This window comes from Pseudomonas sp. LBUM1668 (assembly GCF_059695715.1).
The window spans coordinates 227,124-253,706 of the sequence record NZ_CP166787.1; the positions used below are offsets into that span (position 1 = coordinate 227,124).

General features: G+C 59.4%; 22 protein-coding genes. 12 read left to right on the plus strand and 10 right to left on the minus strand.

Annotated elements, in window-relative coordinates; all coding sequences use genetic code 11:
- Positions 1-192: 192 nt before the first annotated feature.
- The 7 genes from ACA061_RS01010 to ACA061_RS01040 all read left to right on the plus strand — a co-directional run bounded on the left by ACA061_RS01010 (position 193) and on the right by ACA061_RS01040 (position 6,285).
- On the plus strand, positions 193-774 hold the full coding sequence (locus ACA061_RS01010; RefSeq protein WP_497300416.1) for an alpha/beta hydrolase: 582 nt from the start codon (positions 193-195) through the stop codon (positions 772-774).
- 56 nt (positions 775-830) lie between these two features.
- On the plus strand, positions 831-1,751 hold the full coding sequence (locus ACA061_RS01015; RefSeq protein WP_497300417.1) for a sigma 54-interacting transcriptional regulator: 921 nt from the start codon (positions 831-833) through the stop codon (positions 1,749-1,751).
- Positions 1,752-2,005: 254 nt separating this feature from the next.
- Positions 2,006-2,803 carry a MetQ/NlpA family ABC transporter substrate-binding protein gene (locus ACA061_RS01020; protein WP_042557106.1) on the plus strand — a complete coding sequence of 266 codons (798 nt, stop codon included), beginning with the start codon at positions 2,006-2,008 and terminating at the stop codon, positions 2,801-2,803.
- Positions 2,804-3,331: 528 nt separating this feature from the next.
- Complete coding sequence (locus tag ACA061_RS01025) at positions 3,332-3,997, plus strand: amino acid ABC transporter permease (protein ID WP_210701269.1); 666 nt, start codon at positions 3,332-3,334, stop codon at positions 3,995-3,997.
- Positions 3,978-4,637: an amino acid ABC transporter permease gene (locus ACA061_RS01030; protein WP_497300418.1), complete on the plus strand. Its 660-nt coding sequence runs from the start codon at positions 3,978-3,980 to the stop codon at positions 4,635-4,637. The genes ACA061_RS01025 and ACA061_RS01030 overlap by 20 nt, the downstream gene beginning before the upstream one ends.
- A complete protein-coding gene (locus ACA061_RS01035; RefSeq protein WP_497300419.1) occupies positions 4,634-5,416 on the plus strand; it encodes an amino acid ABC transporter ATP-binding protein in 783 nt (260 codons plus the stop codon). Before ACA061_RS01030 ends, ACA061_RS01035 begins: the two co-directional genes overlap by 4 nt.
- The gene (locus tag ACA061_RS01040) at positions 5,413-6,285 is read left to right on the plus strand and encodes a transporter substrate-binding domain-containing protein (protein ID WP_497300420.1); all 873 of its coding nucleotides are present in this window, start codon (positions 5,413-5,415) and stop codon (positions 6,283-6,285) included. Before ACA061_RS01035 ends, ACA061_RS01040 begins: the two co-directional genes overlap by 4 nt.
- A 140-nt stretch (positions 6,286-6,425) precedes the next feature.
- On the opposite strand, the gene ACA061_RS01045 is transcribed toward ACA061_RS01040, so the two are convergent.
- Positions 6,426-7,586 carry an AAA family ATPase gene (locus ACA061_RS01045; protein ID WP_150603932.1) on the minus strand — a complete coding sequence of 387 codons (1,161 nt, stop codon included), beginning with the start codon at positions 7,584-7,586 and terminating at the stop codon, positions 6,426-6,428.
- 123 nt (positions 7,587-7,709) lie between these two features.
- Here ACA061_RS01045 and ACA061_RS01050 point away from each other — a divergent pair, with 123 nt between their 5' ends.
- From ACA061_RS01050 to ACA061_RS01065, 4 genes are all read left to right on the plus strand, one after another.
- Positions 7,710-8,813: an efflux RND transporter periplasmic adaptor subunit gene (locus ACA061_RS01050; RefSeq protein ID WP_210554401.1), complete on the plus strand. Its 1,104-nt coding sequence runs from the start codon at positions 7,710-7,712 to the stop codon at positions 8,811-8,813.
- A complete protein-coding gene (locus tag ACA061_RS01055) occupies positions 8,810-9,874 on the plus strand; it encodes an efflux RND transporter periplasmic adaptor subunit (protein ID WP_210701265.1) in 1,065 nt (354 codons plus the stop codon). The genes ACA061_RS01050 and ACA061_RS01055 overlap by 4 nt, the downstream gene beginning before the upstream one ends.
- Positions 9,871-12,924, plus strand: a complete 3,054-nt coding sequence (locus ACA061_RS01060; RefSeq protein ID WP_150618415.1) for an efflux RND transporter permease subunit — start codon at positions 9,871-9,873, stop codon at positions 12,922-12,924. The genes ACA061_RS01055 and ACA061_RS01060 overlap by 4 nt, the downstream gene beginning before the upstream one ends.
- Before the next feature lie 174 nt (positions 12,925-13,098).
- Positions 13,099-15,351, plus strand: coding sequence for a glycoside hydrolase (locus ACA061_RS01065; RefSeq protein WP_497300421.1), 2,253 nt, complete (start codon positions 13,099-13,101; stop codon positions 15,349-15,351).
- 1 nt (position 15,352) lies between these two features.
- On the opposite strand, the gene ACA061_RS01070 is transcribed toward ACA061_RS01065, so the two are convergent.
- Entirely contained in the window at positions 15,353-15,979 is a 627-nt protein-coding gene (locus tag ACA061_RS01070; protein ID WP_497300422.1) for a class I SAM-dependent methyltransferase, read from the minus strand.
- 204 nt (positions 15,980-16,183) lie between these two features.
- Between ACA061_RS01070 and ACA061_RS01075 the strand changes: the two genes are divergently transcribed.
- Positions 16,184-17,590: a hypothetical protein gene (locus ACA061_RS01075; protein WP_497300423.1), complete on the plus strand. Its 1,407-nt coding sequence runs from the start codon at positions 16,184-16,186 to the stop codon at positions 17,588-17,590.
- A gap of 91 nt (positions 17,591-17,681) precedes the next feature.
- On the opposite strand, the gene ACA061_RS01080 is transcribed toward ACA061_RS01075, so the two are convergent.
- From ACA061_RS01080 to tcyN, 8 genes are all read right to left on the minus strand, one after another.
- On the minus strand, positions 17,682-18,326 hold the full coding sequence (locus ACA061_RS01080) for a methionine ABC transporter permease (RefSeq protein ID WP_210701263.1): 645 nt from the start codon (positions 18,324-18,326) through the stop codon (positions 17,682-17,684).
- On the minus strand, positions 18,316-19,437 hold the full coding sequence (locus ACA061_RS01085; RefSeq protein ID WP_210701262.1) for a methionine ABC transporter ATP-binding protein: 1,122 nt from the start codon (positions 19,435-19,437) through the stop codon (positions 18,316-18,318). Before ACA061_RS01085 ends, ACA061_RS01080 begins: the two co-directional genes overlap by 11 nt.
- Before the next feature lie 2 nt (positions 19,438-19,439).
- Entirely contained in the window at positions 19,440-20,249 is an 810-nt protein-coding gene (locus ACA061_RS01090; protein ID WP_150618421.1) for a MetQ/NlpA family ABC transporter substrate-binding protein, read from the minus strand.
- Positions 20,250-20,374: 125 nt separating this feature from the next.
- Positions 20,375-21,727: an LLM class flavin-dependent oxidoreductase gene (locus tag ACA061_RS01095; protein ID WP_210554394.1), complete on the minus strand. Its 1,353-nt coding sequence runs from the start codon at positions 21,725-21,727 to the stop codon at positions 20,375-20,377.
- Positions 21,727-22,920 (minus strand): SfnB family sulfur acquisition oxidoreductase, encoded by a 1,194-nt coding sequence (locus ACA061_RS01100; protein ID WP_210554393.1) that lies wholly within the window; start codon positions 22,918-22,920, stop codon positions 21,727-21,729. The genes ACA061_RS01095 and ACA061_RS01100 overlap by 1 nt, the downstream gene beginning before the upstream one ends.
- Before the next feature lie 35 nt (positions 22,921-22,955).
- Positions 22,956-24,197 carry an SfnB family sulfur acquisition oxidoreductase gene (locus ACA061_RS01105; protein ID WP_210554392.1) on the minus strand — a complete coding sequence of 414 codons (1,242 nt, stop codon included), beginning with the start codon at positions 24,195-24,197 and terminating at the stop codon, positions 22,956-22,958.
- 392 nt (positions 24,198-24,589) lie between these two features.
- On the minus strand, positions 24,590-25,354 hold the full coding sequence (locus tag ACA061_RS01110; protein ID WP_150618425.1) for a hypothetical protein: 765 nt from the start codon (positions 25,352-25,354) through the stop codon (positions 24,590-24,592).
- A 477-nt stretch (positions 25,355-25,831) separates the two neighbouring features.
- Entirely contained in the window at positions 25,832-26,581 is a 750-nt protein-coding gene (gene tcyN / locus ACA061_RS01115; protein ID WP_150618426.1) for an L-cystine ABC transporter ATP-binding protein TcyN, read from the minus strand.
- Between the last annotated feature and the right edge of the window lie 2 nt (positions 26,582-26,583).

Here is a 26,583-nt window from a genome sequence, read left to right on the forward strand (position 1 = left end):
AGGAGCTGCCGAAGGCTGCGATCTTTGGATTCTGCTTTAAAGATCAATATCAAGGGATCGCAGCCTGCGGCAGCTCCTACACAGAACACTTCATATTCTTTTTGAGTCTTAATAAATAGCTTCTTATTCCTTAAAGAATATAAATCCCATCCCTATACTCGATCAGGAACAGACACGCAGGAGTGCTCCCCCATGCGCAACGAATCAATTCGCTACCTGATTGTGCCGGGCTGGCAAGGATCGCCAGAAGATCATTGGCAAACCCACTGGCAGAACAGCCTGCCAAACAGCGCGCGGGTGGAGCAGGCCGATTGGCTGACCCCGCGCCGTGAGGACTGGGTCGCCGCACTGGCTGAGGCGATTGCTGCCGACAGCACGCCGGTGATCCTCATCGCGCACAGCCTTGGTTGCATCACCGTGGCTCATTGGGCGGCGACTGCCCCCGTGCACTACCTGCGTCAGGTGCGCGGTGCCTTGCTGGTTGCGCCTGCGGATGTCGAGCGCCCCGCGTGCGCGCCGGCGCTGCGCAATTTTGCGCCGATTCCCAGCGATCTGCTGCCGTTCCCGAGCCAGGTCGTCAGCTCCGACAACGACGCCGCCGTCAGTGCGCCGCGAGCTCTGGAGCTGGCACGCAACTGGGGTGCCGAGGCGGGGATTCTTGCCGGTGCCGGGCATATCAATGTGAAGTCCGGGCATCAGCGTTGGGAGCAGGGTTTTGCCTACCTCTATCGCCTGCAAAACCGTATGGAACACCACGCCCGACGTCGCGCCTGATTCTTTTATTTCTTTAAACGCCCCCGTCTGCCGGCGGTTGTGGGCGGGAGTCTGCCATGAGTTTTGAAACTTTCGGTCAGCCGCTGCTGACCTTTCCCGATGCGGAAAAAAGCCCCTTAAGCATCCGCGCCAAAGCGCTGGTGTTCGTCGATCCGCGCTCGCGTCAGTTGCGTGAAGAGCTTGAGCAGTTAGCGCCACGATCAATATCAGTGCTGATCCGTGGCGAAACCGGTACCGGTAAGGAACTGCTCGCCCGGCACATCCACCGCGCCAGTGATCGCAGCGGTCTGTTCGTCTCGGTCAATTGCGGCGCGATCAGCCCGACTTACGCCGATGCCGAGCTGTTCGGCTACGCCGCCGGCAGCTACACCGGCTCGGCCAGCAGTCGCGCGGGATGGTTCGGTTCGGCCAATGGCGGCACCCTGTACCTCGATGAAATCGGCGACTTGCCGCTGCCGATCCAGATCAAATTGCTCTCTGCTCTGGAGAACCACGAGGTCACTCGTGTCGGCGCGCATCAACCGAGCCCGGTGGATGTGCGCCTGGTCGCGGCGACCAGCATCGACCTGGCGCAAGCGGTGGACGCTGGTAAATTCCACGAGCGGCTCTACCACTATCTCAGCGAAGGGCATCTGGAATTGCCAGCCTTGCGCGCGCGGATCGGCGACATTCTGTCGCTGGCCGAATATTTCCTCGGCATCTACAGCCAGCGGCTGGGCCTGCCGGTGCCGTTGATCAGCGAAGCGGCGCAACATGTGCTTGAACAACACAGCTGGCCAGGCAACACCCGCGAACTGGAAAACGTCATTCACTTTGCCTTGCTGGTGAGCACCGGTGATGAAATTCTCCCGGAGCACCTGAACCTGCCAGCGCCACTGACGCAGATCGAAACCCAGATCACCCAAATCCTCGCTTCCGGCTCCTCGACTGACCAAGCCGCGCTCAGGCAACTCCTGAGAAACGCCGGCCTTCTGTAGAGCTGCGGCACGCTGCGATCTTTTGATCTTGGCTTTATTTAAACCATTGAAAATCAAAAGATCGCAGCGTGCCGCAGCTCCTACATGTCTAGCGCGCGGGTGCGAACAAAATGGAATATAGAGCTGAATAAACGTTATTGTCCGGGAATAAAAAATCCCGGTATTGTCCGCTTCACGCCAGAGATAGCACTTCACTGGCACACGTATTAATAGCCGTCGCCATGAGCGACCGTGATTTTCGATAAGGACACTGCATGAAAAAGGTTCTGTTGTTTACCGCATTGGCGGCTGCTCTGACGGCTTCCCTGGCCCAGGCCGGTGAGAAACTGGTCGTCGCGGCGACCCCGGTCCCGCATGCTGAAATTCTTGAGCTGATCAAACCGACCCTCGCCAAAGAAGGCGTGGATCTGGAAATCAAAGTCTTCACCGACTACGTACAGCCGAACGTGCAGGTTGGCGAGAAGCGTCTGGATGCCAACTACTTCCAGACCCTGCCGTACCTGAACAGCTTCAACCAGGGCAAGTACAAGGATGACAAATCCAAGTACCTGGTGACCGTGCAAGGCGTGCACGTTGAACCGTTCGGTGGTTACTCGAGCAAATACAAAACCCTGGCCGAACTGCCGGACGGCGCAACCATCGCCATCCCGAACGAAGGCAGCAACAGCGGCCGCGCGCTGATCCTGTTGCAGAAGGCTGGCCTGATCGAATTGAAAGATCCGAAAAACGCGTTGGCGACTCCGAAAGACATCGCCAAGAACCCGCACAACTTCAAGTTCAAGGAACTGGAATCGGCTTTGCTGCCGCGCGTTCTGAAGGAAGTTGATCTGGATATGATCAACACCAACTACGCGCTGGAAGCAGGTTTGAACCCGAATAAAGATGCTTTGGTGATCGAAGGCGCTGATTCGCCGTACGTGAACTTCCTGGTGGCCCGTGAGGACAACAAGAACAGCGACGCGATCCAGAAACTGGCCAAAGCCCTGACCAGCCCGGAAGTCAAAGCGTTCATTGAGAAAAAGTACAACGGCGCGGTATTGCCGGCGTTCTGATCTAACGCTTGAGTGAACCCCTTCGAGGTGTAAAAACGCCGATGGCCAGCGATGGTCATCGGCGTTTTTTGTTTGCGCTCAAAAAAGCAAAAGATCGCAGCCTTCGGCAGCTCCTACAGGGGGAATGCGATCTCTTGATCTTGTCGGTGACTCAGGCTACCTGTGCCTTCAGCGCCCGACGCAACGCCACCAACAACTTCACAATGTCCTGTGGATCCAGTCGCTGCGGCACTTTTAAATCAGCCATGTTCTCTTCCTTGTGATGGTTCGGCCGGGGGAGTCTGGCCAAAAGCTGTTCGTCCTTGGAGGGCTTTCGTAAAAAAAAGATCCCTCCTACAGCGAAAAGGAAAATAGCCTTCTTATTCCTTCCCGGCAAACCCACAGGATAGTTTTTTGGGTGATATCCATATGCTTTAACGGTATTTAAATTCTTGTTTTTATACCTATAAAGTCACTTCCTGCCGGACAGTCACCCGCTGCCCATGGACTGCACCACCGTCGTTTACCCAGCGGCGCACAGGATGTTTCATGACCTTCGATTACGCTTTTATCCTCAGCACCCTGCCGGCGTTTTTCAAAGCCGTGGGCGTGACGCTGCAGGTCGGTTTGATCGCCATCTGCACCTCGCTGCTGGTAGCGCTGCTCAACGCGACGATTCTGGTATTTCGTACGCCTTACTTGCAGCGCGCGGTCGGCCTGTATGTGGAACTGGCGCGCAATACACCGCTGCTCATCCAGCTGTTCTTTGTCTATTTCGCCTTGCCGGCATTGGGGATCAAGGTCTCCGGCTTTACCGCCGCGATCATCACCATGACGTTCCTCGGTGGTGCTTACCTCACCGAAGTACTGCGTGCGGGCGTCGATGCGGTGCCGCAGGCGCAACTGGAATCCGGGCGCTCCATCGGCCTGTCTCATGGCCAGTTGTTGCGCTACGTGATCCTGCCGCAAGCGGGAATCCTCAGCCTGCCGTCGCTGTTCGCCAATTTCATTTTTCTGCTCAAGGAAACCACCGTGGTCTCGGCGGTGGCGGTGCCGGAAATCCTCTACACCACCAAGAGCTACATCGCGCTCTATTACAAAACCTACGAAATGCTCGCCGTGTTAACACTCATCTGCGTGCTGCTGTTCTTGCCGCTGTCGCTGCTGCTCAGCCGTCTGGAAAGGAGGCTCCAGCATGGCCAGTTCGGGTCTTGAACTGCTCTGGGTGTCGTTGCCGCAACTGGCAAAAGGCGCCGGGCAAACCTTGTCGATTTCGTTCCTGAGCATCGCCATCAGCACCGTCGGCGGCGTGCTTTACGGTGTGTTGCGCACGCTCAACGTGATGTGGCTGAACGCGATCCTGCGCCTATATCTGGAGCTGTTCCGGGCGATCCCGGTGCTGGTCTGGCTGTACCTGCTGTTTTTCGGCCTGCCGATTTTCTTCGGGCTGAGCCTGCCGAGCTTCTGGTGCGCGGTGCTGGTGTTGTCGCTGTGGGGCGCCAGCGAATGCGGTGAAGTGGCGCGCGGCGCGTTGCATTCGTTGCCGCGCGGGCAGCGTGAGGCGGGGTTGTCGATTGGCCTTAACGCGCCGCAACTGTTCGGCTACGTGCTGCTACCGCAAGCGCTGAAACGCATGACGCCGCCGACCATCAACGTCTATACGCGGATCATCAAGACCAGCTCGCTGGCGGTGCTGATCGGTGTGGTCGATGTGATCAAGGTCGGCCAGCAAATAATCGAGCGCACTTACGAATCGGTGTTGATCTACGGCGCGCTGTTTCTGTTTTTCTTTTTCATCTGCTACCCGCTCTCGGCCGCTTCGCGCGTGCTGGAGCGGCGCTGGACGCAAGCATGAGCGCATTGATCGAGTTTCAGGGTTTCAACAAATTCTACGGCGAGCAGCAGGTGCTCAACGGCATCGACCTGCAAGTGAAATCAGGCGAAGTGATCGTCATCCTTGGTCCCAGCGGTTGCGGCAAAAGCACCTTGCTGCGCTGCCTCAACGGTCTGGAAAGCGCGCACAGCGGCAGCCTGAAATTTGCCGGGCGCGAGCTACTGGACCAGGCCACTGACTGGCGCGAAGTGCGTCAGCAGATCGGCATGGTTTTCCAGAGCTATCACCTGTTCCCGCACATGGGCGTGCTCGACAATCTGCTGCTCGGTCCGCTCAAAGTGCAGAAGCGTCAGCGCCGCGAAGCGCAGCAGCAAGCCGAGGCCTTGCTCGAGCGCGTAGGCCTGTCGGACAAGCGTGATGCTTTTGCGCGCCAGCTCTCCGGCGGCCAGCAGCAACGCATCGCCATCGTCCGTTCGTTGTGCATGAACCCACGGGTCATGCTCTTTGACGAGGTCACCGCCGCGCTTGATCCGGAGATGGTCAAGGAAGTCCTGCAAGTGATTCAGGGGCTGGCCCGCGAAGGCATGACCCTGTTGATCGTCACCCATGAAATGGCCTTCGCTCGCGCGGTGGCCGATCGCATCGTGTTCATGGATGCCGGGCGCATCCTTGAACAGACCCCGCCCGAGATTTTCTTTACGAACCCGCAAACCGCACGCGCGCAGCAGTTCCTGGAGAAGTTCTCCTTCGTTGCAACATTGCCAAAAACGAATCCGACAAAGGAACTGGAACTGCTATGAAAACTGCCACTTTTTTACTGCCCCTGTTGAGCCTCGCATTGCTGGCCGGTTGCAGCAAAACCGATGAACCACCAAAGCCGAAAGTGGCCAGCGAAAGCGCCGCGCCCGCCGGCTATCTGGACAAGATCAAGGCACGCGACAAATTGATCGTTGGCGTCTTTACCGATAAGCCGCCGTTCGGTTTCGTCGATGAGGCCGGGCGCTACGTCGGTTTCGATACCGACATCGGCCGCCAATTCGCCAAGGATCTGTTGGGCGATGAAAACAAGGTCGAGTTCGTTGCGGTGGAGCCGGCGAGTCGTATTCCGTTTCTGCAAAGCGACAAAGTCGACCTGATCCTCGCCAACATGACCGTGACCCCGGAGCGCAAGGAAGCGGTGGAGTTCACCAACCCGAACCTCAAGGTCGCGGTGCAGGCCCTGGTGCCGCAGAGCAGCTCGGTGAAAAACCTCGATGACCTGGCGACGCGCACCACCATCGTCACTACGGGCACCACGGCTGATATCTGGCTGACCAAGAACCACCCGGACTGGAAACTGCTGAAGTTCGAGAAAAACTCCGAGTCGCTGCAAGCCTTGGCCAATGGCCGCGGCGATGCCTACGCGCAGGACAATCTGGTGCTGTTCAGCTGGGCCAAGCAGAACCCGGGCTATCGCGTGCTGGAAGAAAAACTTGGCGCCGAGGCACCGATTGCGCCGGCCGTGAAGAAGGGCAACATCGAGCTGCGCGATTGGGTGAATACCGAGTTGGCCAAGCTCGGTGAAGAGAAGTATCTGCTCAAGCTGTATGACCAATATGTGCGTAAAGAACTGAGCGATGACACCAAGCCTGAAAGCGTGATTGTTGAGGGTGGGAAGTGGCAGGGGTGATCGGCCAGCATTATTGAATAAAGATCAAAAGATCGCAGCCTGCGGCAGCTCCTGCAGGGCGTCGGCGTCCGTCGCAAAATAACGGAGCGACGTGGCCTCTGTAGGAGCTGCCGCAGGCTGCGATCTTTTCGGTTTCGGAATCAATCAGGCCAATGCCACGCCGGCTCATCCAGCACCCGCTGCCCGACAATCCCGGTCTGCCCCAGCGTCTTCTCCAGCACGATGCAGTTGCACTCCGAATCCTCCTGCAATGCCGAAATCAACCGTCGCGCATGGGACACCACCCATACCTGACACTCTTGCGACGCCTTGATAATCAACCGCGCCAGCGCCGGCAACAGGTCCGGGTGCAAACTGGTTTCCGGTTCGTTCAGCACCATCAACGAAGGCGGCCGTGGCGTGAGCAATGCTGCGACCAGCAGTAGATAACGCAACGTTCCGTCCGACAGCTCTGCCGCCGACAATGGGCGCAACAATCCTTCCTGAAAAAATTCGATGGCAAACCGTCCACCGGCCTGTGATTCGATATGCAACCGCGCGCCGGGGAATGCATCGCTGATGGCGGCGCGCATCGCGTCGCCATCGCCTATTTCGATGATCGTCTGCAACGCGGCTGCCAGATCGCGACCGTCGTGATGCAACACCGGCGTGCGCGTGCCCAGTTGCGGCTGGCGCACCGGGGCGTCGGCATCGCTGCGAAAGTGATCGTAGAAGCGCCAGCGGCGGATGAACTCGCGCATCTGGAACACTTCCGGCGAGCTGCGCAGGCTGCCGACCTGATCGAACAGGCTGTCGAAATTCGGCGTGTGCTGTGCCAGTACATCCCAGCCACGGCCCTCGCGTGCGCGGATCATCGGGCCGTTGCGATCCACCAGCAGGCTGGCGGGGCGATAGAGCGGCCCGGCCCAGATGCATTCCTTTTTGATTTCCGGGTCGAGGGAAAAGAACGAGCGGCTCGGTTCGGGCAAGCCCAAGGCAATCGAATAACTGAAATCCTCCCCCGCAAACCCCAGCCGCAGACGTTTGACGCCCTGGCGCACCGTCGGCTCGATCGCCACCTCACCGTTGCGCATCCGTCGGCTGATGGTTTCCGGCCCGGCCCAGAACGTTGAATCCAGCCCGCCTTCACGGGCCAGCGCATTGACCACGCCGCCTTGCGCAGTCTCTGCCAACAGACGTAGCGCCCGGTAAAGATTGGATTTGCCGCTGCCGTTTGGGCCGGTGATCAGGTTCAGCCGACCCAGCGGGATCACCAATTTATTGATCGAGCGGTAATTGGCCACCGCGAGGGTCTTGAGCATGGAATTCCTTCTCTTGAGGCGCCCATCAGGGAAATGTGGTGAACTCGCGGGCGAACGTTGAACCCTGTTCTAAGCTCACAGTCGTATCGACACTTGCACGTTCGTACACAGGAAGGAGTCTGCATGGCGAGTCCCGGTTTGAAAACAGCGCTCATGCTGAGTCTGTTCATATTGTTGAGCGCCTGCGGCGAGAAAAAAGCCCCTCAGGAGTACCTGCCTCGGGTCTTTGTGCAAGAGGTCAAACCGACGGATTATGCCGCTGCAGTGACCCTCACCGGCGACGTGCAGGCGCGGGTGCAGACCGAACTTTCATTCCGCGTCGGCGGCAAGATCATCCAGCGCATGGTCGATGTCGGTGACCGGGTGACCGCCAAACAAGTGCTGGCCAAACTCGATCCCAAGGATCTACAGACCAACGTCGATTCCGCCCAGGCCCAGGTTGTCGCCGAACAGGCGCGGGTCAAGCAGACCGCCGCGGCGTTCGTGCGCCAGCAAAAACTGCTGCCCAAGGGCTACACCAGCCAGAGCGAATACGATTCAGCGCAAGCGGCGTTGCGCAGTAGCCAAAGTGCGCTGAGCGCGGCGCAGGCGCAACTGGCCAATGCCAAAGACCAATTGAGCTACACCTCGCTGATCGCCGACGCACCGGGGGTGATTACCGAGCGTCAGGCTGAAGTCGGTCAGGTCGTGCAGGCCACCGCGCCGATTTTCAGTCTGGCCCGCGATGGCGAGCGCGATGCGGTGTTCAACGTTTATGAATCGCTGCTGGCCGAGCGCCCGGCGGATCCGTCGATTGTCGTCAGCCTGCTCGATAACCCGGCAATCAAAACCACCGGCACCGTGCGCGAAGTCACCCCGGCGGTGTCGGCGCAGTCCGGCACGGTGCAGGTCAAAGTCAGCCTCGACAGGCTGCCGCAGGGCATGCAACTCGGCTCGGTGGTCAGTGCCACGGCCAAGGGCAGCGGCAAGGCAGCGGTGGTATTGCCGTGGTCGGCGCTGACCAAAAACATCAGCGCCCCGGCCGTGTGGATGGTCGACGACAAAGGTGAGGCGCAATTGCACAACGTTACGGTCGGGCGCTACCTGATCGGCAAAGTCATCATCAGCGAAGGCCTCAACGGCGGCGAAAAAGTCATTGTCGCGGGTGGGCAGTTGTTGCACCCGGGAATGAAAGTCGAGATTGCCGAAAATACCTACAAGGATCTGCAACCGGGAGCGCAGCCATGAAGCGTCTGGGGCTGTTGTCCATTGCAGTGATGCTGGCGGCGTGTTCGAAAAGCGAACCGCCACCGGAGCCGGTGCGTCCGGTGCTGTCGGTCAAAGTCGAGGCGCTCAACGAAGAGACCCTCGGGCGCTTCGCCGGCAGCATTCAGGCGCGTTACGAGAGCAACACCGGGTTTCGCGTGGGCGGGCGCATCGCCAGCCGAAATGTCGATGTCGGCACCGAAGTGGAGAAGGGCACGCTGCTCGCCACCCTCGACCCGTCCGACCAGCAGAACCAATTGCGTTCGGCCCAGGGCGATCTGGCCAAGGTTCAGGCGCAACTGATCAACGCTCAGGCCAATGCCCGGCGTCAGCAAGCGCTGTTTGATCGTGGTGTCGGCGCTCAGGCCCAACTGGACATCGCCACCACGGATCTGAAAACCACCCAGGCTTCGCTGGAGCAGGCGCGGGCGGCGGTGAATCAGAGCAAGGATCAACTCAGTTACACCGAATTGCGCTCCGACCACAAAGCCGTGGTTACCGCGTGGAACGCCGAGGCCGGCCAGGTCGTCACGGCGGGTCAGCAAGTGGTGACATTGGCGCAACCGGACATCAAGGAAGCGGTCATCGATCTACCGGACACACTGGTCGATCAGATCCCCTCAGACGTGGTGTTTCTGGTCGCCGGGCAACTCGACCCGAGCATCAACACCACGGCGGTCATCCGCGAAATCGAACCGCAGGCGCAGAGCGCTACCCGCACTCGCCGGGCGCGGTTGACCCTGGCCGAAACACCGCCCGGGTTTCGCCTCGGTACGGCGATCAGCGTGACCCTCAGCTCGGCGATCAAACCGCGCATCGAATTGCCGGCGACTGCCTTGCAAGAGGTCGACGGCAAAACCCGTATCTGGGTGATCGACCAACAAAACAAAACCGTTGCCCCGCGTGATGTCAGCCTGATCAGCCGCACCGACAGCACCGTGGTGCTGGCCGGCGGGGTGAGCGCCGGCGAGCGCGTGGTCAGTGCAGGCGTCAACAGCCTTAAACCGGGACAAGCCGTGAAACTCGACGAGGACAGTCAATGAAAGGCTCTTTCAATCTCTCCGAATGGGCCCTCAAGCATCAGTCGTTCGTCTGGTATCTGATGTTCGTCGCGTTGTTGATGGGGGTGTTCTCGTACTTCAACCTGGGGCGCGAAGAAGACCCCTCGTTCACCATCAAGACCATGGTGATCCAGACCAAATGGCCGGGCGCGACTCAGGAGGAAACCCTCCAGCAGGTCACCGACCGTATCGAGAAAAAACTCGAAGAGCTCGATTCCCTCGACTACGTGAAAAGCTACACACGGCCCGGCGAATCGACGGTTTACGTGTACCTGCGCGACACCACCAGCGCCAAGGACATCCCGGAGATCTGGTATCAGGTTCGCAAGAAAATCGACGATATTCGCGGGCAGTTTCCCCAAGGGATTCAGGGGCCAGGATTCAACGACGAGTTCGGTGACGTCTACGGATCGGTCTATGCGTTTACCGCCGATGGCCTGACCATGCGGCAGTTGCGCGACTACGTGGAGCAGGCCCGCGCCGAGATTCGCAGTGTGCCGGGGCTGGGCAAGGTCGAGATGATCGGCCAGCAGGACGAAGTGATTTACCTGAACTTCTCCACGCGCAAACTCGCGGCGCTGGGCATCGATCAGCGTCAGGTTGTGCAGAGCCTGCAGTCGCAGAACGCCGTGACCCCGGCGGGAGTGATCGAGGCCGGGCCGGAGCGGATTTCGGTGCGCACCTCGGGCCAATTCGCCTCGGAAAAAGACCTCGCCGAGGTCAACTTGAAACTCAACGACCGCTTCTATCGTCTGGCGGACGTCGCCGACATCAGTCGTGGCTACGTTGATCCGGCGTCGCCGCAATTTCGTTTCGACGGCAAACCGGCCATTGGTCTGGCGATTGCCATGCAGAAGGGCGGCAACGTTCAGGAATTCGGTAAGGCGTTGCATGCGCGGATCGATCAGGTCACGGCTGATCTGCCGGTCGGCGTCGGCGTGCATACCGTGTCCGATCAGGCGGTGGTGGTAGAGGAAGCCGTGGGCGGTTTCACCAGTGCCTTGTTCGAAGCGGTGGTGATCGTATTGGTGGTGAGCTTTATCAGCCTCGGCGTGCGTGCCGGACTGGTGGTGGCGTGCTCGATCCCGCTGGTGCTGGCGATGGTGTTTGTGTTCATGGAATACAGCGGCATCACCATGCAGCGGATCTCCCTCGGTGCATTGATCATCGCCCTCGGCCTGCTGGTGGACGATGCGATGATCACCGTTGAGATGATGGTCACGCGCTTGGAAATGGGCGAGACCAAGGAGCAGGCGGCCACATTCGCCTACACCTCGACGGCGTTCCCGATGCTCACCGGTACGCTGGTGACCGTGGCCGGTTTCGTGCCCATAGGCCTCAACGCCAGTTCTGCCGGTGAGTACACCTACACCCTGTTTGCGGTGATTGCGGTGGCCATGCTGGTGTCGTGGGTGGTGGCGGTGTTCTTTGCACCGGTGATCGGTGTGCACATCCTCAGCGCCAAAGTGAAGCCTCACTCCGCTGAACCGGGGCGTGTCGGGCGCGCGTTCAACGGTGGTTTGCTGTGGTCCATGCGCAACCGCTGGTGGGCGATCGGCATCACGATTTTGCTGTTTGTGCTGGCCGTGTTTTGCATGCGTTTCGTGCAGAACCAGTTCTTCCCGTCGTCGGATCGTCCGGAAATCCTGGTCGACCTGAACCTGCCGCAAAACGCCTCGATCGATGAAACCCGCAAGGCCGTCGACAAGCTTGAAGAAACCCTCAAGGGTGACCCGGACATCGTCCGTTGGAGCACCTACATCGGCCAGGGCGCGATCCGTTTCTATCTGCCACTCGATCAGCAACTGCAAAACCCGTACTACGCGCAGCTGGTGATCGTCAGCAAGGATTTCGAGGCCCGCGAGGCACTGAGCCAACGCTTGCGTGAGCGCTTGCACAAGGATTTCGTCGGCATCGGCAGTTACGTGCAAGCGCTGGAAATGGGCCCGCCGGTCGGGCGTCCGATCCAGTACCGGGTCAGCGGCAAGGACATCGATCAAGTGCGCAAACACGCGATCGACCTGGCCACCGAACTGGACAAGAACGAGCACATCGGCGAGATCATTTACGACTGGAACGAGCCGGGCAAAGTGCTGCGCATCGACATCGCCCAGGACAAGGCCCGCCAGCTCGGGCTGTCGTCCGAAGACGTGGCGAACCTGATGAACGGCATCGTCAGTGGTGCGCCGCTGACACAGGTCAATGACGACATCTACCTGATCAACGTGGTGGGTCGTGCGGTGAGCGCCGAACGCGGTACCCCGGAAACCCTGCAAAACCTGCAGATCGTCACGCCCAACGGCACGTCGATTCCGCTGCTGGCGTTCGCCACGGTGCGTTACGAACTGGAGCAACCGCTGGTGTGGCGTCGCGATCGTCTGCCGACGATCACCATCAAGGCTTCGGTGCGCGACGAGATCCAGCCGACCGATCTGGTGAAACTGCTCAAACCGTCCATCGATGCCTTTGCCGACAAACTGCCGGTTGGCTACAAAGTCGCCACTGGCGGTACGGTCGAGGAAAGCGGCAAGGCCCAGGGGCCGATTGCCAAGGTCTTGCCGCTGATGCTGTTTCTGATGGCGACCTTCCTGATGATCCAGTTGCACAGCGTGCAGAAGATGTTCCTGGTGGCGAGTGTTGCGCCGCTCGGGCTGATCGGCGTGGTGCTGGCGCTGGTGCCGACCGGCACGCCAATGGGCTTTGTGGCGATCCTGGGGGTTCTCGCGCTGATCGGCATCATCATCCGCAACTCGGTGATTCTGGTGACGCAAATCGATGAGTTCGAGAAAAAGGGCTCCGCGCCGTGGGATGCGGTGGTGGAAGCGACCGAGCACCGGCGTCGCCCGATCCTGCTGACCGCCGCGGCGGCGAGCATGGGCATGATCCCGATAGCCCGAGAAGTATTCTGGGGCCCGATGGCCTACGCGATGATTGGCGGGATTGTCGTTGCGACGCTGCTGACGCTGCTGTTTCTGCCGGCGCTGTATGTCGCCTGGTACAAGATTCGCGAGCCGAAGAAAGAGGCGGTTTAACAGCGAGCGCTTTGCGCGCGTCGCCAGCAGGATGGCTCCTACAGGGAAATACATTCCGACTGTGGGAGCCAGCCTGCTGGCGATGGCTATCTACAATTTACCAACATCTTGCAGACCGACTTCTGCTTCCAGTTGCCTTACCCTCCCTTCTCTTGACGCAGAAGGGACATCCCCATGCAGCTCATCTATCGCGTTCTACGCTATGCCCTGTTCAGTTGGGCTGTGTTGTTGTCGCCGTGGGTTTCGGCCAACACCGTGTTGGAAAACCCGTTGTGGCGTGTCGAACTCGATCCCGCGACGCTGTCGATTCGTGTAACGCCTGCTCAGGTAAAAACGCTACAGGCTTCGGCCGGCGTCGCCGCGCACATAGTCAGCCACCTCACGACGACCTCCACACGCGCCGATTGGCAATGGGACGATGGCGCCTGGGCTGTTAGCGTCGAACTGGATCAGCGCGACCTCCTGTTCACAATCACCGCGCGTGAGCCGGGGGAATTGGAGTTCCTGCGCCAACCCGGCAGCGCCATGGGCAAAGGCTTGATCTGGCCGCTGGCTGAGGGGCATTACGTGCCGCGTGGCGATCAGATCTGGCAAAGTTTTCTGCTCGACCAAGGCGCATTCAACACCACTCAGGATCTCAGCTTGCCGCTATGGGGCGTCGAACACGACGGGTTCAGCCTCAACTGGTTGCTGACCAATCCCTACAACAATCAGTTGCTGTTCAGTGCTGAAGGCCAGACGTTGGCGTTGTCCGCGCGGCATCAATTCACCTCATTGCAACCGTCGACGCCGCTGACGTTCAGCCTCTTTTTGGGCGACGCCGAACCATTGGCGGGGGCCAAACGCTACCGGCAATGGCTGATTGATAACGGTCGCTATGAAACGCTGAGCAGCAAGCTTGAGAAAACCCCGCAGGCCAGCAAGCTGCTGGGGGCCAGTCACGTTTACCTGTGGGGCAATGATCTGCTGGGCGCGAAAGACGTGCGCAACTGGCCGGCGCTGCTCGGCAAACTGCGCAGCCAGACGCCGCTGGCCGGTGCGCTGCGCGGCGCGATGGATCACGAAGCCTTGCAGATGCTCGCTGGCGGAACCGTGCTCAATCGCTACCAGCAAACCGTGCTGCTGCGCAGTTTCAACCGCGCGCTCAACACCTTGGCGCGCAAAACCTGGCAAGCCCGTACGGAGCCGGATATGCAGGCTCTGGCCAGTGGTTATGGCGTGCTTCGCGGGCAACTGGCCGGCGAATTCGCGGACGCCTTGACCGCCGATTCCACGCGCTGGGGCAGCACCTTGTCGCTGGACACCCTCGAACGTTTGCGCAGCGCCGGGCTGGCGCGTTTGTGGCTGGGGCTCGGCGAGGGTTGGGAGGGCGGACTCTGGCATCCGGAAGCTGTTCGCGCAGCGGTGAAGGCCGGTTATCTGATCGCGCCATATGACTCTTACGAAACGGCGCTGAGCCGTGCCGAAAACCCCGACTGGACCACCGCACATCTGGGCGATAAAGCGAACACTGAATGCGCCATCGTGCTGGAAAACCGCACGCTGAAAACCGGCTTCCAGCAGTCAGGCCATTACACCGATCCGCGTTGCGTACGGCCGTTGCTGGAGAAACGCGTCACCGCCATCAGCGCCGCTGCCGGTTTCAACAGCTGGTTTCTCGACGCCTATGCCACCGGCATGGTGTTCGACAGTTATCGTTCCGGCTCCACGATGACGCAGTCGCAGAATGCCGAGGGCAACGTCGAGGCGTCACGCTGGATCAACCAGGTCTTGCAACTGCCTACCGGTTCTGAGGATGGCAACGCGATCACGGCGCAAGGCGTGCTGTTCGCCCATGGCATGCAGACGCCCGTGATCGGCTGGGGCGACATCGATATGAGCAAGAATGCCGAATCCGAATACTTCGTCGGCAAGTGGTATCCGCCCGAACAGCCGGCGGTATTCTTCAAACCGGTGCCGATCAAAGAACCGTACCGCCGCATTCATTTTGATCCGGCCAGCCGTTTGCCGCTGTACCAGGCGGTGTTCCACGGCTCGGTCATTACCACCCATCACTGGTTGTACGACAGCCTGAAACTGAGCAACGTGCGGGTCGCGAATGAACTCACGCAACTTCTCTACAACGTGCCGCCGCTGTATCACCTGAGTGCGGCGACGCTGGCGCAGCGATTGCCGCTGATGGCACGGCAGGACGGTTTTTTCCGTCCGTTGCATGAGCGTCTGGCAACGCAGGCGCTGACCGCGTTCGAGTGGTTGAGCGACGATCGACGGGTGCAGCAAACAACCTTTGCGGATGGCACTCGATTGCTGGCCAACTTCGATTCAGCCGCGCGGGAAGTGCGTGGCCAGACCTTGCCGGGCGAGACCCTCACGGTCTTGATGCCCGACGGCACGGTCAGCCATTACCAGGTAAAAAACGCGCCCTGATTCAGACCTTGCGCCAGACACTCGCCAGCCACGGCTGCTGCTCTCGCGGCAGCCCCGCCGGGCGGAAGTAATGCTCCAGCTCGACAAATCCGGCGGTCGTGAGCAACCCGCGCCATGCTTCCAGATCGTGATACGAGCCATAACGCGGGCCGTTCCAGCCCTCGCGGTTATCGCCGCGCGGATTGGAACTGAACAGCACGCCACCCGTTTTCAGGCTGCCGTGCAGTTGCTGTAAAACCCGCGGCAACTCCTGCAACGGCACATGAAACAGCACCGCGTTGGCGAAGATTCCGTCGAAGCGCTCTGCGGGCAGGTCCAGTTTCAGGAAATCCTGCTGAAGCACTTCGCAACCGCTGACCTCACGCGCCATCTGCGCAAACTTTTCCGAGCCGTCGAGGCCGACGGCGATGTGACCCATGCGCGTGAATGTCTGCAAATCCCGCCCCGGCCCACAGCCGAAATCAAGAATCGTCAACGGTGCCGTGCCCTGAATATGCCGCAACAGCGCGTCGATGTTCTGGCTGACATCGTGATCGCGGGTGCCTTCACGAAAGTCCTCGGCCACCGCGTTGTAGTGGCCGAGGGTGGTGGCGGTGATCTGCTCAAGGTCGCTAGGGGTCTGCTTCATGATCATTTCGTGACTGGACGGATATGGGCTGACTATAGCGTGAAAGGTTACGAACGAAGCACAAAACTGCGACTCATGTGCGTTACATATGTACCGCACTCGAGGTGTTGCCATCGGATGTACTGACGCCCACGCGATAGACCACTGTCGCGTTGTCTGCCCTGTTTTATTTTCGGGGGGATTCACTAAAAAAAGGATTTTTTAATGGGCATTGTTCGTCAATCCGTTATCTCGCCATCCAGCCGTAGCCCGACGGATGTACTGCCATCACGTAAAAGGTCAGGCAGTGGACTGCCCGACCATCCACCTGCGGTGAAAAGCTTTCGTGCGGACATCGAGCAAGTAGGCGTAGAGGTGGTTCGGCCAGGTTACACGCCAATCGCTACCGTCACCGTTGAGGCGTTGCCGCGTACCGGGGTGCTGCCTATCCACCCGGCAGTCACCACGCTTGAGCGCTATCGCTTGAAAGCGCCTGCGATCCTGCCTGCGGCCAACGCGTGGGGCCTCAGGATCATCAAGGGGCGCATTTACGCCGATATCGGTTCCGGCGAGATCGTCCAGGTTCGGCAGAGCGCACAAACCGGTGAGTATCGCGCCACACTGGCCTCTGAACTCAATGCATCGGGGCCGGAACTGTTCTTCGATCCGCAAAGTGCAACGTGGAAGCTTGAGCGTGTTCAGCCCCTCGATAACCGCGGCACGGTCATTGATATCGATATTGATGCGCTCATTCACGAAGTGAGAAATCATTCGGCAAAAAAGCATCGAGTCCATACTGGGCTCAATGACTCGTTTGAACGCAAGACCGCAAACGACGCCCCGCTGGTTGCGCGCGGGTTGAAGCAGTTTGCGCCGCAGGAGGCAGCCTTGATTCGTTCGGAGCTGCGCGTGGTTGAAAGCATTTTCGCGGATGCCGCTCACGTCGCAGGTCTGAATTACACAGAAACCGCGGCCCTTTATGAAAGTTTCTTTGGCAGCGAGCATAGCGCTGTAGCCTCGCAGGTCGCTGGATCAGTTGCGCGAGGTCTGGCGCTGTCCAAAGAGTATCAAGGGCATTGGGGAGAAGAAAAATTCCTAGGGGTTGATACCGATACCAACAGCGAAGCCTGGATGTACAAGGGAGATTTTCATGGCCGGTTCTTCCTCAATCGCAAGTACATGCGGCAGGGGGATTTGAGTATGTCTTTGGGTCATGAAATGTTGCATACCAACAGAATCGACCGTTTCAAGGCCATTGGCCCGAACGCGGCAGATTTTTTCTACCTGGACGCCAGTATGCGCAGCCTGCTGGGTGCTGAGCCGCAAACCATTTACGACGTTGCAGAGCGCGGTGTTTCCGAGGTAATCATGCGCGGTGGATTGACCGTCGATTATTTGAACGCCTTTTCTGATCACCACGACAGCTTCCTGTTCCGTATCAGCGATTACTTGGGCATCGGCGACGATCTGGACCTGAAAACGGCGGTAAAACTGTTCAATGCCAATCCGTTGATGCGTGCGCAAATGGCCGCGAACAATGCCGACAGCATCATTTACGCGGCAAAAAGCATGCAGGTGCTGCACCGCGCCAAAATCGAATATGCGTGGCTCGACAGCCTGATCGACGATTGATTCGGACGAACGCAAACGAGCAGGTCGCAGCCGGCGGTATACGCCAATCCCCCTTAGGCGTTGCCGCAGGCTGCGGTCTTTTGATCATGCGTCAGCGCTTGTTCAACCCCTGTGCCAAGCGATCGCCGCCAAGTTGAATCACCGCCACCAACGCCACCAGCAACACAATCACCGTCAGCATGATCTGGCTATCAAAGCGTTGATAACCGTAGCGATAGGCGATGTCGCCCAAGCCACCGGCACCAATCGCCCCGGCCATGGCCGAGGAGTTGATCATCGTCACCAGCGTGATGGTGAAACCACCGACTATCCCCGGCAACGCCTCGGGCAGCAGCACATGCCAGACGATGTGCCGGCGCCGGCAACCCATCGCTTGCGCGGCTTCGATCAAGCCGTGGTCAACTTCACGCAAACTCACCTCGGCAATTCGCGCAAAGAATGGCGTCGCTGCAATCGTCAACGGCACCACCGCCGCCCATACGCCGTAGGTGGTACCGACGATCAGCCGCGTAAACGGGATCAGCGCGACCATCAGAATCAGAAACGGGATCGAGCGAAACAGGTTCACGAATGCGCCCAAGGCGCGGTTCAGCACCGGTGCTGCGTAGATCCCGCCCTTGTCGCTGGTGACCAGAATCACCGCCATGGGAATGCCCACCAGCAGCGCGATCAACGACGACACGCCGACCATCAGAAACGTATCGATAAAGCCCTGCAGCAAGCGATCAAACCACATAACCCAGAACCTCCACCCGTTGTGCCCATTGCCCGGCGCGTTGACGCAATGTTTCGGCGTCCAGCGAAGAACCACTCACCGCCAACAGCAACTGCCCCAGCGCGTGGCCCTGAATCCGTTCGACGCCGCCCTGAAGCAACTTCACTCGACCCCCGAGAGCTGTGAACAAAGCTGCCAGGTCTGGCTCATCGCTGGCGCTGCCGGTGAACTGCAAACGCAACACCACTGCGGCCTCGGAGGAGGGTGACTGGGTCTGCAAGCGACTCTGCAACTCTTCCGGTAAGGCATGCTGCAGCGGCGCGAGCAGCGTCTGGCTGACCTCGTGCTGCGGGTTGCCGAACACTTCCCAGACCGGGCCTTGCTCGACGACCTGGCCGTGTTCCAGCACCACCACGCGGTCGCAGATTTCGCGAATCACTGCCATTTCGTGGGTGATCAATACGATAGTCAGGCCCAGGCGCCGGTTGATCTCGCGCAGCAAGCCGAGGATCGATTGCGTGGTCTCCGGATCGAGCGCCGAAGTCGCTTCGTCACACAGCAGAATATCCGGGTCATGCACCAGCGCGCGGGCGATGCCGACACGCTGTTTCTGCCCGCCGGAAAGCTGCGCCGGATACGCCTTGTGCTTGCCTTGCAGGCCCACCAGTTCCAGCAGTTCGCGAACCTTGTTCTCGCGTTGCTCTTTCGGCACCCCGGCGACTTTCAGCGGCAACTCGACGTTCTGCCAAACGGTCTTGGCCGACATCAGATTGAAGTGCTGGAAGATCATGCCGATCCTGCGCCGCAGCGCGACCAAGCGGTCTTCATCGAATTCACCGATATCCACTTGATCGATCAGCACCCGCCCCGAAGTCGGTTGTTCCAGACGATTGATCGTACGGATCAGCGACGACTTGCCGGCGCCGCTGCGGCCAATGATGCCGAATACTTCACCGCGCTGGATCGCCAGGTCGATGCCGTGCAGAGCGGCGACCGGGCCTTGTCGACCGTTGTAGGTTTTACCAAGGTTGATGAAGCGCACGTGGGCGCGGTTCAGTTCCGGGTGCAGTTCTGTGCGTTCAGCATTCTTTGGCTCTGGAATCTCCAGTCGCCGTTGGATCGCGGCCGTCATGCTCAACTTTCCCAACCGGCCTGATACAGCTTGCCGTGGGCCTTATCCAGTGCCGCGCGAACGGCTGGCGAATGCTGATAGATATCGACGAATTTGCTCAGGCGCGGGTCGGTTTTGCTTTTGGGTTGGATTACGAATTGAATCACGTATTCCTTGTGATCGAGGCCATCGAACAGCAGCGCGGATTCGGCATCGAAGGTCTTCGCCAGGCGAATATAGGCCGGGTAACCCTGGACGAGATCAGCGTCGTCGTAAGCGCGCACCAGTTGCACGGCTTCAACCTGGAGGATTTTGATTTTTTTCGGGTTGGCGACGATGTCGTCCTCGGTGGCCTTATAGCCGACGCCCGGTTTCAACGTGATCAGTCCCGCCTTGGCCAGTAGCTGCAAACCGCGGCCGCTGTTGATCGGATCGTTGGCAATGGCGACGCTGGCGCCTTCTGGCAATTCGTCGAAGCTTTTGTATTTCTTAGAGTAGAGACCGACGTTGTTGATGATCCCCGGGGCGAACGGCACCAGGTCATAACCGGCGGCGGCTTTGGCGTTTTCGAGGAACGGGATGTGCTGGAAGTAGTTCACGTCGATGTCGCCGGCGGCGAGGCTGACGTTGGGCGCGATCCAGTCGGTGAACTCAACCAGTTCGACTTTCAGGCCTTGTTTGTTGGCTTCTTCGACGGCGGCTTCCAGTGGAATGGCGAATGCGGCGGTGGTGCCGATTTTCAGCGGCGCATCGGCGGCGAAGATTGCCGAACTGAACAGGCCGAGGGCCAGGGCCAGTGCTTTGACTGGGTGGGACAGGGGGTTCTTGGTCATGATGAGTTTTCCAGTCAGTGCATAAATTTGTGGTGTCTGTTGCGGCCTCATCGCTGGCAAGCCAGCTCCCACAGGTTTTGTGAACGCCACAGACCCTTGTGGGAGCTGGCTTGCCAGCGATGCTTTTAGCGGCGAAACGCGGAACCCGTGTGTTGCTCGGGCAAGTGCGCCTCCCGGTGAAACAGCTTCTCGCGCAAGCTGCCGCTGTCATAAGCGGTCTTGTACGACCCACGCCGCTGCAACTCAGGGATCACCAAATCAATGAAATCCACGTAGCTTTCAGGCGTGACGATGCGGGTCAGGTTGAAGCCGTCCAGACCGGTTTCGGCGATCCACGATTCCAGCTCATCCGCCACTTGCTCGGCCGAACCGACCACGGTGATGTAGCGACCACCGAGGGCGTGCTGGTCGAGCAACTTGCGTCGGGTCCAGTCGTTGTTTTGCAGGTTTTTGGTGGCGGACTGAATGGCGTTGCTCTTCACGTACTGGATCGGTTCGTCGATCTCGTACTGGGAAAAATCGATGCCGGTGGACGCGGAGAAATGCGCCACGCCGGCCTCGGCGCTGGCGTAGCTGAGGTATTCGGCGTGCTTGGCCCAAGCGGCTTTTTCAGTGGCGCCGACGATCACGTTGAGGCCCATGAACACCTTGATGTCCTCGGGATTGCGCCCGGCCTCTATAGCGCTGGCGCGGACCTTGTCGACCTGAACCTTGGTCGAGGGTTTGTTCTGCCCGCTGATAAACACGCACTCGGCGTGACGCCCGGCAAACAGCAAACCGCGATCTGAACTGCCGGCCTGAAACAGCACCGGCGTGCGCTGTGGCGACGGCTCGCAGAGGTGATAACCCTCGACCTGATAGAACTCGCCCTTGTGCTCGACCTTGTGCACTTTTTCCGGTTGGGCATAGATGCGCTGTTCGCGGTCGTTGAGCACCGCGCCGGTTTCCCAGCTGCCTTCCCAGAGTTTGTAGAGCACCTCAAGGTATTCGTCGGCCTGGTCGTAGCGACGGTCGTGTTCGACTTGCTCGCGCAGGCCCATGGCTTTGGCGGCGCTGTCGAGGTAACCGGTGACGATGTTCCAGCCCACGCGACCACGGCTCAGATGATCGAGCGTCGACATGCGCCGTGCGAACAGATACGGCGGCTCGTAGGTGAGGTTGGCAGTCAGGCCGAAACCAAGGTTTTTGGTCACGGCTGCCATCGCCGAAACCAGTAGCAACGGATCGTTGACCGGCAACTGGATCGACTCTTTCAGCGTGACATCCACCGAGTTCTGATAGACGTCGTACACGCCGACAATGTCTGCGATGAACAGCCCGTCAAACAGTCCGCGCTCCAGCAACTGCGCCAGTTCGGTCCAGTATTCGATGCTGTTGAATTGGGTCGAGGTGTCGCGCGGATGCGTCCACAAACCGTGATTGATGTGGCCGATGCAGTTCATGTTGAACGCATTGAGCAGGATCTTTTTCTTGCTCATCAGATAGTCCCCCGCAGCGGCGGGTTTTCATCGTTGAGGTAATAATTGCCAACCGCGTGATACTTCCAGCGCACCGGATCGTGCAGGGTGTGCACCCGGGCGTTGCGCCAGTGGCGGTCGAGGCCGTGTTCGATCAGCGTGGCCTGGCTGCCGGCCAGTTCGAACAACGTACTGCCGGCAGCCAGAGAGATTTCGGTGCTGATGGCGCGTGCTTCGGCGACGGCAATCGATGCCGCGGCGACGGTGTCTGCGTTGGTCTCGGCTTGCGCGGCATCGAGGAATTCGCCTGCGCGCTCAAGCAAAGCCTCGGTGGCGTGCAGGCGAATACTCAGGTGGCCGAAGCTTTTCAGGGTCAGCGGATCTTCGGTGGCCTTGTCATTGCCCGAGTCGATCCATGGCCGGGTTTTGCTGCGCACAAAGTGCAGCGCGTCTTCATAAGCGGCGCGGGCGATACCGGTGTCGATGGCGGCGTGAAGGATCTGCGCGAGCGGGCCGACGGTGGTCGGACGTTCGAAGGCGCTTTGAAACGGCAGCACGTCTTGCGCTGCGACGTACACGTCTTCGAACACCACCGAACCGCTGCCAGTGGTGCGCTGGCCGAAGCCGCTCCAGTCGTCGATCACGCTCAGGCCTTTGCTCTCTCGTGGGACGAAGGCCAGTTGCTGCACGCCGTTTTCATCGACCACCGAGGTTGGAATGCGCTGCGCGTAAATCGCCCCGGTCGCATAGAACTTGCGGCCGTTGATACGGTAGCCGTCACCATCACGCTTGAGGCTGGTAACGCGGTCGTGGGCGGTTTTGGTGCCCAGCTCCGCCAAAGCGTTACCGAAGCGCTGACCGGCCAAGACTTCCGCGTACAGGCGTTGTTTCTGCGCGTGACTGCCGTTCACCCGCAGCACTTCGAGCGCATAGAAATGGTTCTGCGGAATCTGCCCGAGCGAGCCGTCAGCCTGAGCGATCAGGGCGATGACTTTTGCCAGGGTCACGTTGGACACAGCGGCGCCGCCGTATTCCTTGGGGACGGTGATGCCCCACAGGCCGGAGCGGGAAAACACGTCGAGTTCCGGCAGCGGCAGGCGACGTTCGCGGTCGCGCAGGGCGCTGTCGCGTTTGAAATCTTCTGCCAGGTCGCTGGCGACGATCAGAGCTTGCTCATCGCTGGTGATGACCGCGACGGGATGGGAAAAAGTCATGTGTTTCTCCAGAGATCTGGTCAAAAGTGTTCTGGTCAAATCCAGGAATGGCGAGCCGGCAAAGTGCCGTTCAGGCGATAGGCGCCGACCGCGTGATATTTCCAGCGCACCGGGTCGTGCAGCGTGTGCACGCGGGCGTTGCGCCAGTGGCGGTCGAGGTTGAATTCGGCGAGGGTCGCTCGGCTGCCGGCCAGTTCGAAAAGCTTTTCGCTGGCCAGCAGCGAGATCTCGGTGGTCAGCACTTTGGCTTCAGCCACAGCTATCGAGGCGCGGGCGGCGGACTCGGCGGTGACTGGCGCGGCCTGTACCTGATCGAGCACTTGCCCGGCCTTGCGCAGCAGCGCTTCGGCGGCGTGCAGTTCGATTTTCAGCTTGCCGATGTCGGCGATCACATAGAGGTCATCGCTGGCGCGCTCGACCTTGGCGTCGATCCATGGTCGCGCGCGGGTTTTGACGAATTCGATGGCGTCATCGATGGCGCCGCGGGCGATGCCGGCGTCGATCGCGGCTTGAATCAGCTGCGAGACCGCACCTTGAATGTTCGCGGTTTCGTTGATCTTCCAGTTGTCGACGACAAGGCCCGCTTCGACGCGAACGTTGTTCAGCAGGATCGTGCCGCTGGCTGTGGTGCGCTGACCGAAACCCGACCAGTCATCGACGATGCGCAATCCCGGCGTGCCGCGACGGACGAAGGCCAGCACTTGCTTGCCGTCATCGTTGAGCGCTTTCACCGCGACCCAGTGCGCAAACAGCGCGCCAGTGGAATAAAACTTCTGGCCGTTGATCACGTAATCATCACCGTCAGCGGTGATCCGGGCCTTCAGTTCAAGGGTGTTTCTGGTGCCGCGTTCAGGGCCGGCATTACCGATGCGCCAGCCTTCCAGGACACTTTGGAACAGCTGCTTTTTCTGCGCTTCGGTGGCGCAGCCGAGCACCAGATTGATGATGCCGAACTGGTTCTGCGGGATCTGTCCCAGCGCCGGATCGGCGGCGGAAATGATCGCGAACACCTCGGCCAACGTTACGAACGAAACCTGTGGCCCACCGTATTCGCGCGGGATGGCAATGCTGCCCAGACCGCTGCGGGTGAACTGTTCGATTTCCGACCACGGCAACTTGCGTTGGCGGTCGCGTTTGGCGGCCTGCACGCGGGCGACTTGCGCCAGCTCATGGGCGGCCTCGATGGCTTGGGCGTCATCACGCAAGACTTGCGCGGGCAACAACAACGGGGCGATATCCAGATCAGACTGGACGATTGCATCTGCCAGACTGGACATCAGTGCCGCTCCTTGGCTGCACGCAATGCCCTGGCGATCTGCACTGGGGTGATTGTGTTCCGGACCATACTACCTACCTCACATCTCATGAAAACGCCGCACAGTGCGACGAAAGAAAGAATGTCCGGTGGTCCGGTTCATATACCCTAAGCGTGTATAAAAATTAAATAAACTAACTTTTAGGAATATGCATAGAAGGGGTGATGGTCGGGTTGGTCAAGAGTTTTTGAGCAGAAGCCTTGTGGTGGTCAGAGGGCCTTTGTGGTGAGGGGATTTATCCCCGATGGGGCGCGCAGCGGCCCCTCTCTTGATCCAAAAATAATTGGGCCTGCTGCGCAGTCCATCGGGGATAAATCCCCTCGCCACAAAGGCCCTCAGCATTGAGTTTGGTGCTATTGCTTGCGTGGCTCTGCAGCCTTGAACTCGGGCTTGAGCGGGACCTTCAGATAAGGATTCACACACCCGATCTTCAATGTCCTTGGCGGTGCCCAGCGCGAGTTGTTGCCGACCCGGTCGAGGATGCAGTAGGTCACGTCCAGACGCAGATCCTCACCGGCTTCGACGATGACCGCCGGCGGTATCCAGACTTGAATCGGCAACCCGATATCGGCCGCCGTGATCGGCGCCAGATCCATACGGACGTCGCCCCAACGCAAGGTGATGGCGTCGTCTTCGGCCATGTTCAAGTACGGCTCGATGGTCAGGGGCACGCCGCGTTTGATCTGATTCGGATTCACCCCCTGGCGGCGAATGGTGTCGGGAATTGTCACCGGCGCCAGTTGCTGGTTTTCATCACCGCACAGGGGCGCTGGCTGGCCGCCAGGACAATCGAGTTTGACCTGCACACGCGTCGCCGCCGACAGTGCCGCGCCCTGACCGACTTGCATCACCCGGTAGTGGATACGCGCGGTGCCGTTGGCAATGAAACTCTCAGGCACGCGCAGACTGATCGACTCGCCAACGTCCTCGGCGGTCAGCACCTTTGATGCGACGTAGCACTTGTTCCAGAACAGTTCGATCAGGTCGCCGCAGTCCATGTCGGGATAGGGCGCAACGGCGACCAGCAGATGGGCGGCGGCGGCCAGATTGATGCCGGTTTTTTGCGCTGGTGCCAAAGTCGGCGCTGCCAGTTCGGGGGTATGCGAAGTGCGGGTCATCGAATTTCTCTCCTTGAAGCCTTGCAGCGAAGTCCGTTTCTGGAAGTACAAATGGCATGAATCAACTGGCAATAAAGCAATGAACATTTCGTTCAACTTGAGAGTGAGTTGATTAAACTAAGTAGTGCCGGTTGGCGACTAGATAAGAGTGTGTTGGATGGGGTGTCAATAGTCGGTGTTAGTTAATCTGTGAATTACGATTTAATCAGAAATTTCCTACAGTGCCGGCGCCGAATGCCTCGGTTGAGATGCGAATAGGGCTACGTTTCCCAGGCTTTTTTAGCGATTTTTATGGGGTGTTATTTGAAAGTGGGCTATTGGCATTCGGTAGATTTCAGACGGGTTTTATCTGTTGCAGAACATATATATATATGTAGTGCGCCGAGCATGTTGGGTTTGTATATATTGAGGAGGGGGATGGAGCGGGGTGGAGATAACTTCCATCCATGGAAGTTTGAGAGGGTGCGCTGAAAGTTCTCAGGCGTGATTCAGGAACTTGCTGAGAAACTGTTGAGTGCGTTCTTCTTTCGGGTTGGCAAACAACGCTTTGGCTTCACCTTGTTCAACGATCACGCCCTTGTCGAAAAACACCACACGGTTGGCCACGTCGCGGGCGAAGCCCATTTCGTGGGTGACGATCACCATGGTGCGTTTCTCTTCGGCGAGACCGCGGATGGTCGCCAGCACTTCGCCGACCAGTTCCGGGTCGAGGGCCGAAGTCGGCTCGTCGAACAGGATCACTTCCGGCTCCATCGCCAGCGCCCGGGCAATCGCCACGCGCTGTTGCTGACCCCCGGACAGTCGACGCGGATAGGCGTCTTCCTTGCCGGCGAGGCCAACCTTGGTCAGCAGCTTCTTGCCCAGGGCAACCGCTTGCTCGCGCGGCATCTTCTTGACCACGATCGGCCCTTCGATGACGTTTTCCAGAGCGGTGCGATGGGGGAACAGGTTGAAGTTCTGGAACACGAAGCCTACGTGCTGGCGCAGATTGCGCACCAGACCTTGCTGCTGGTTCAGCGGGCGGCTGGTATCGATTTCGATATCGCCGACCTTGATCCGGCCGCTGGTGGGCTCTTCAAGGAAATTCAGGCAACGCAGGAACGTCGTCTTGCCCGAGCCGCTAGGGCCGATGATCGCGACGACCTCGCCTTCCTTGACCTCAAGATCAATGCCGTTGAGTACGACTTGATTCTTGAATTGCTTGGTCAGTTTTTCCACGACAATCATGG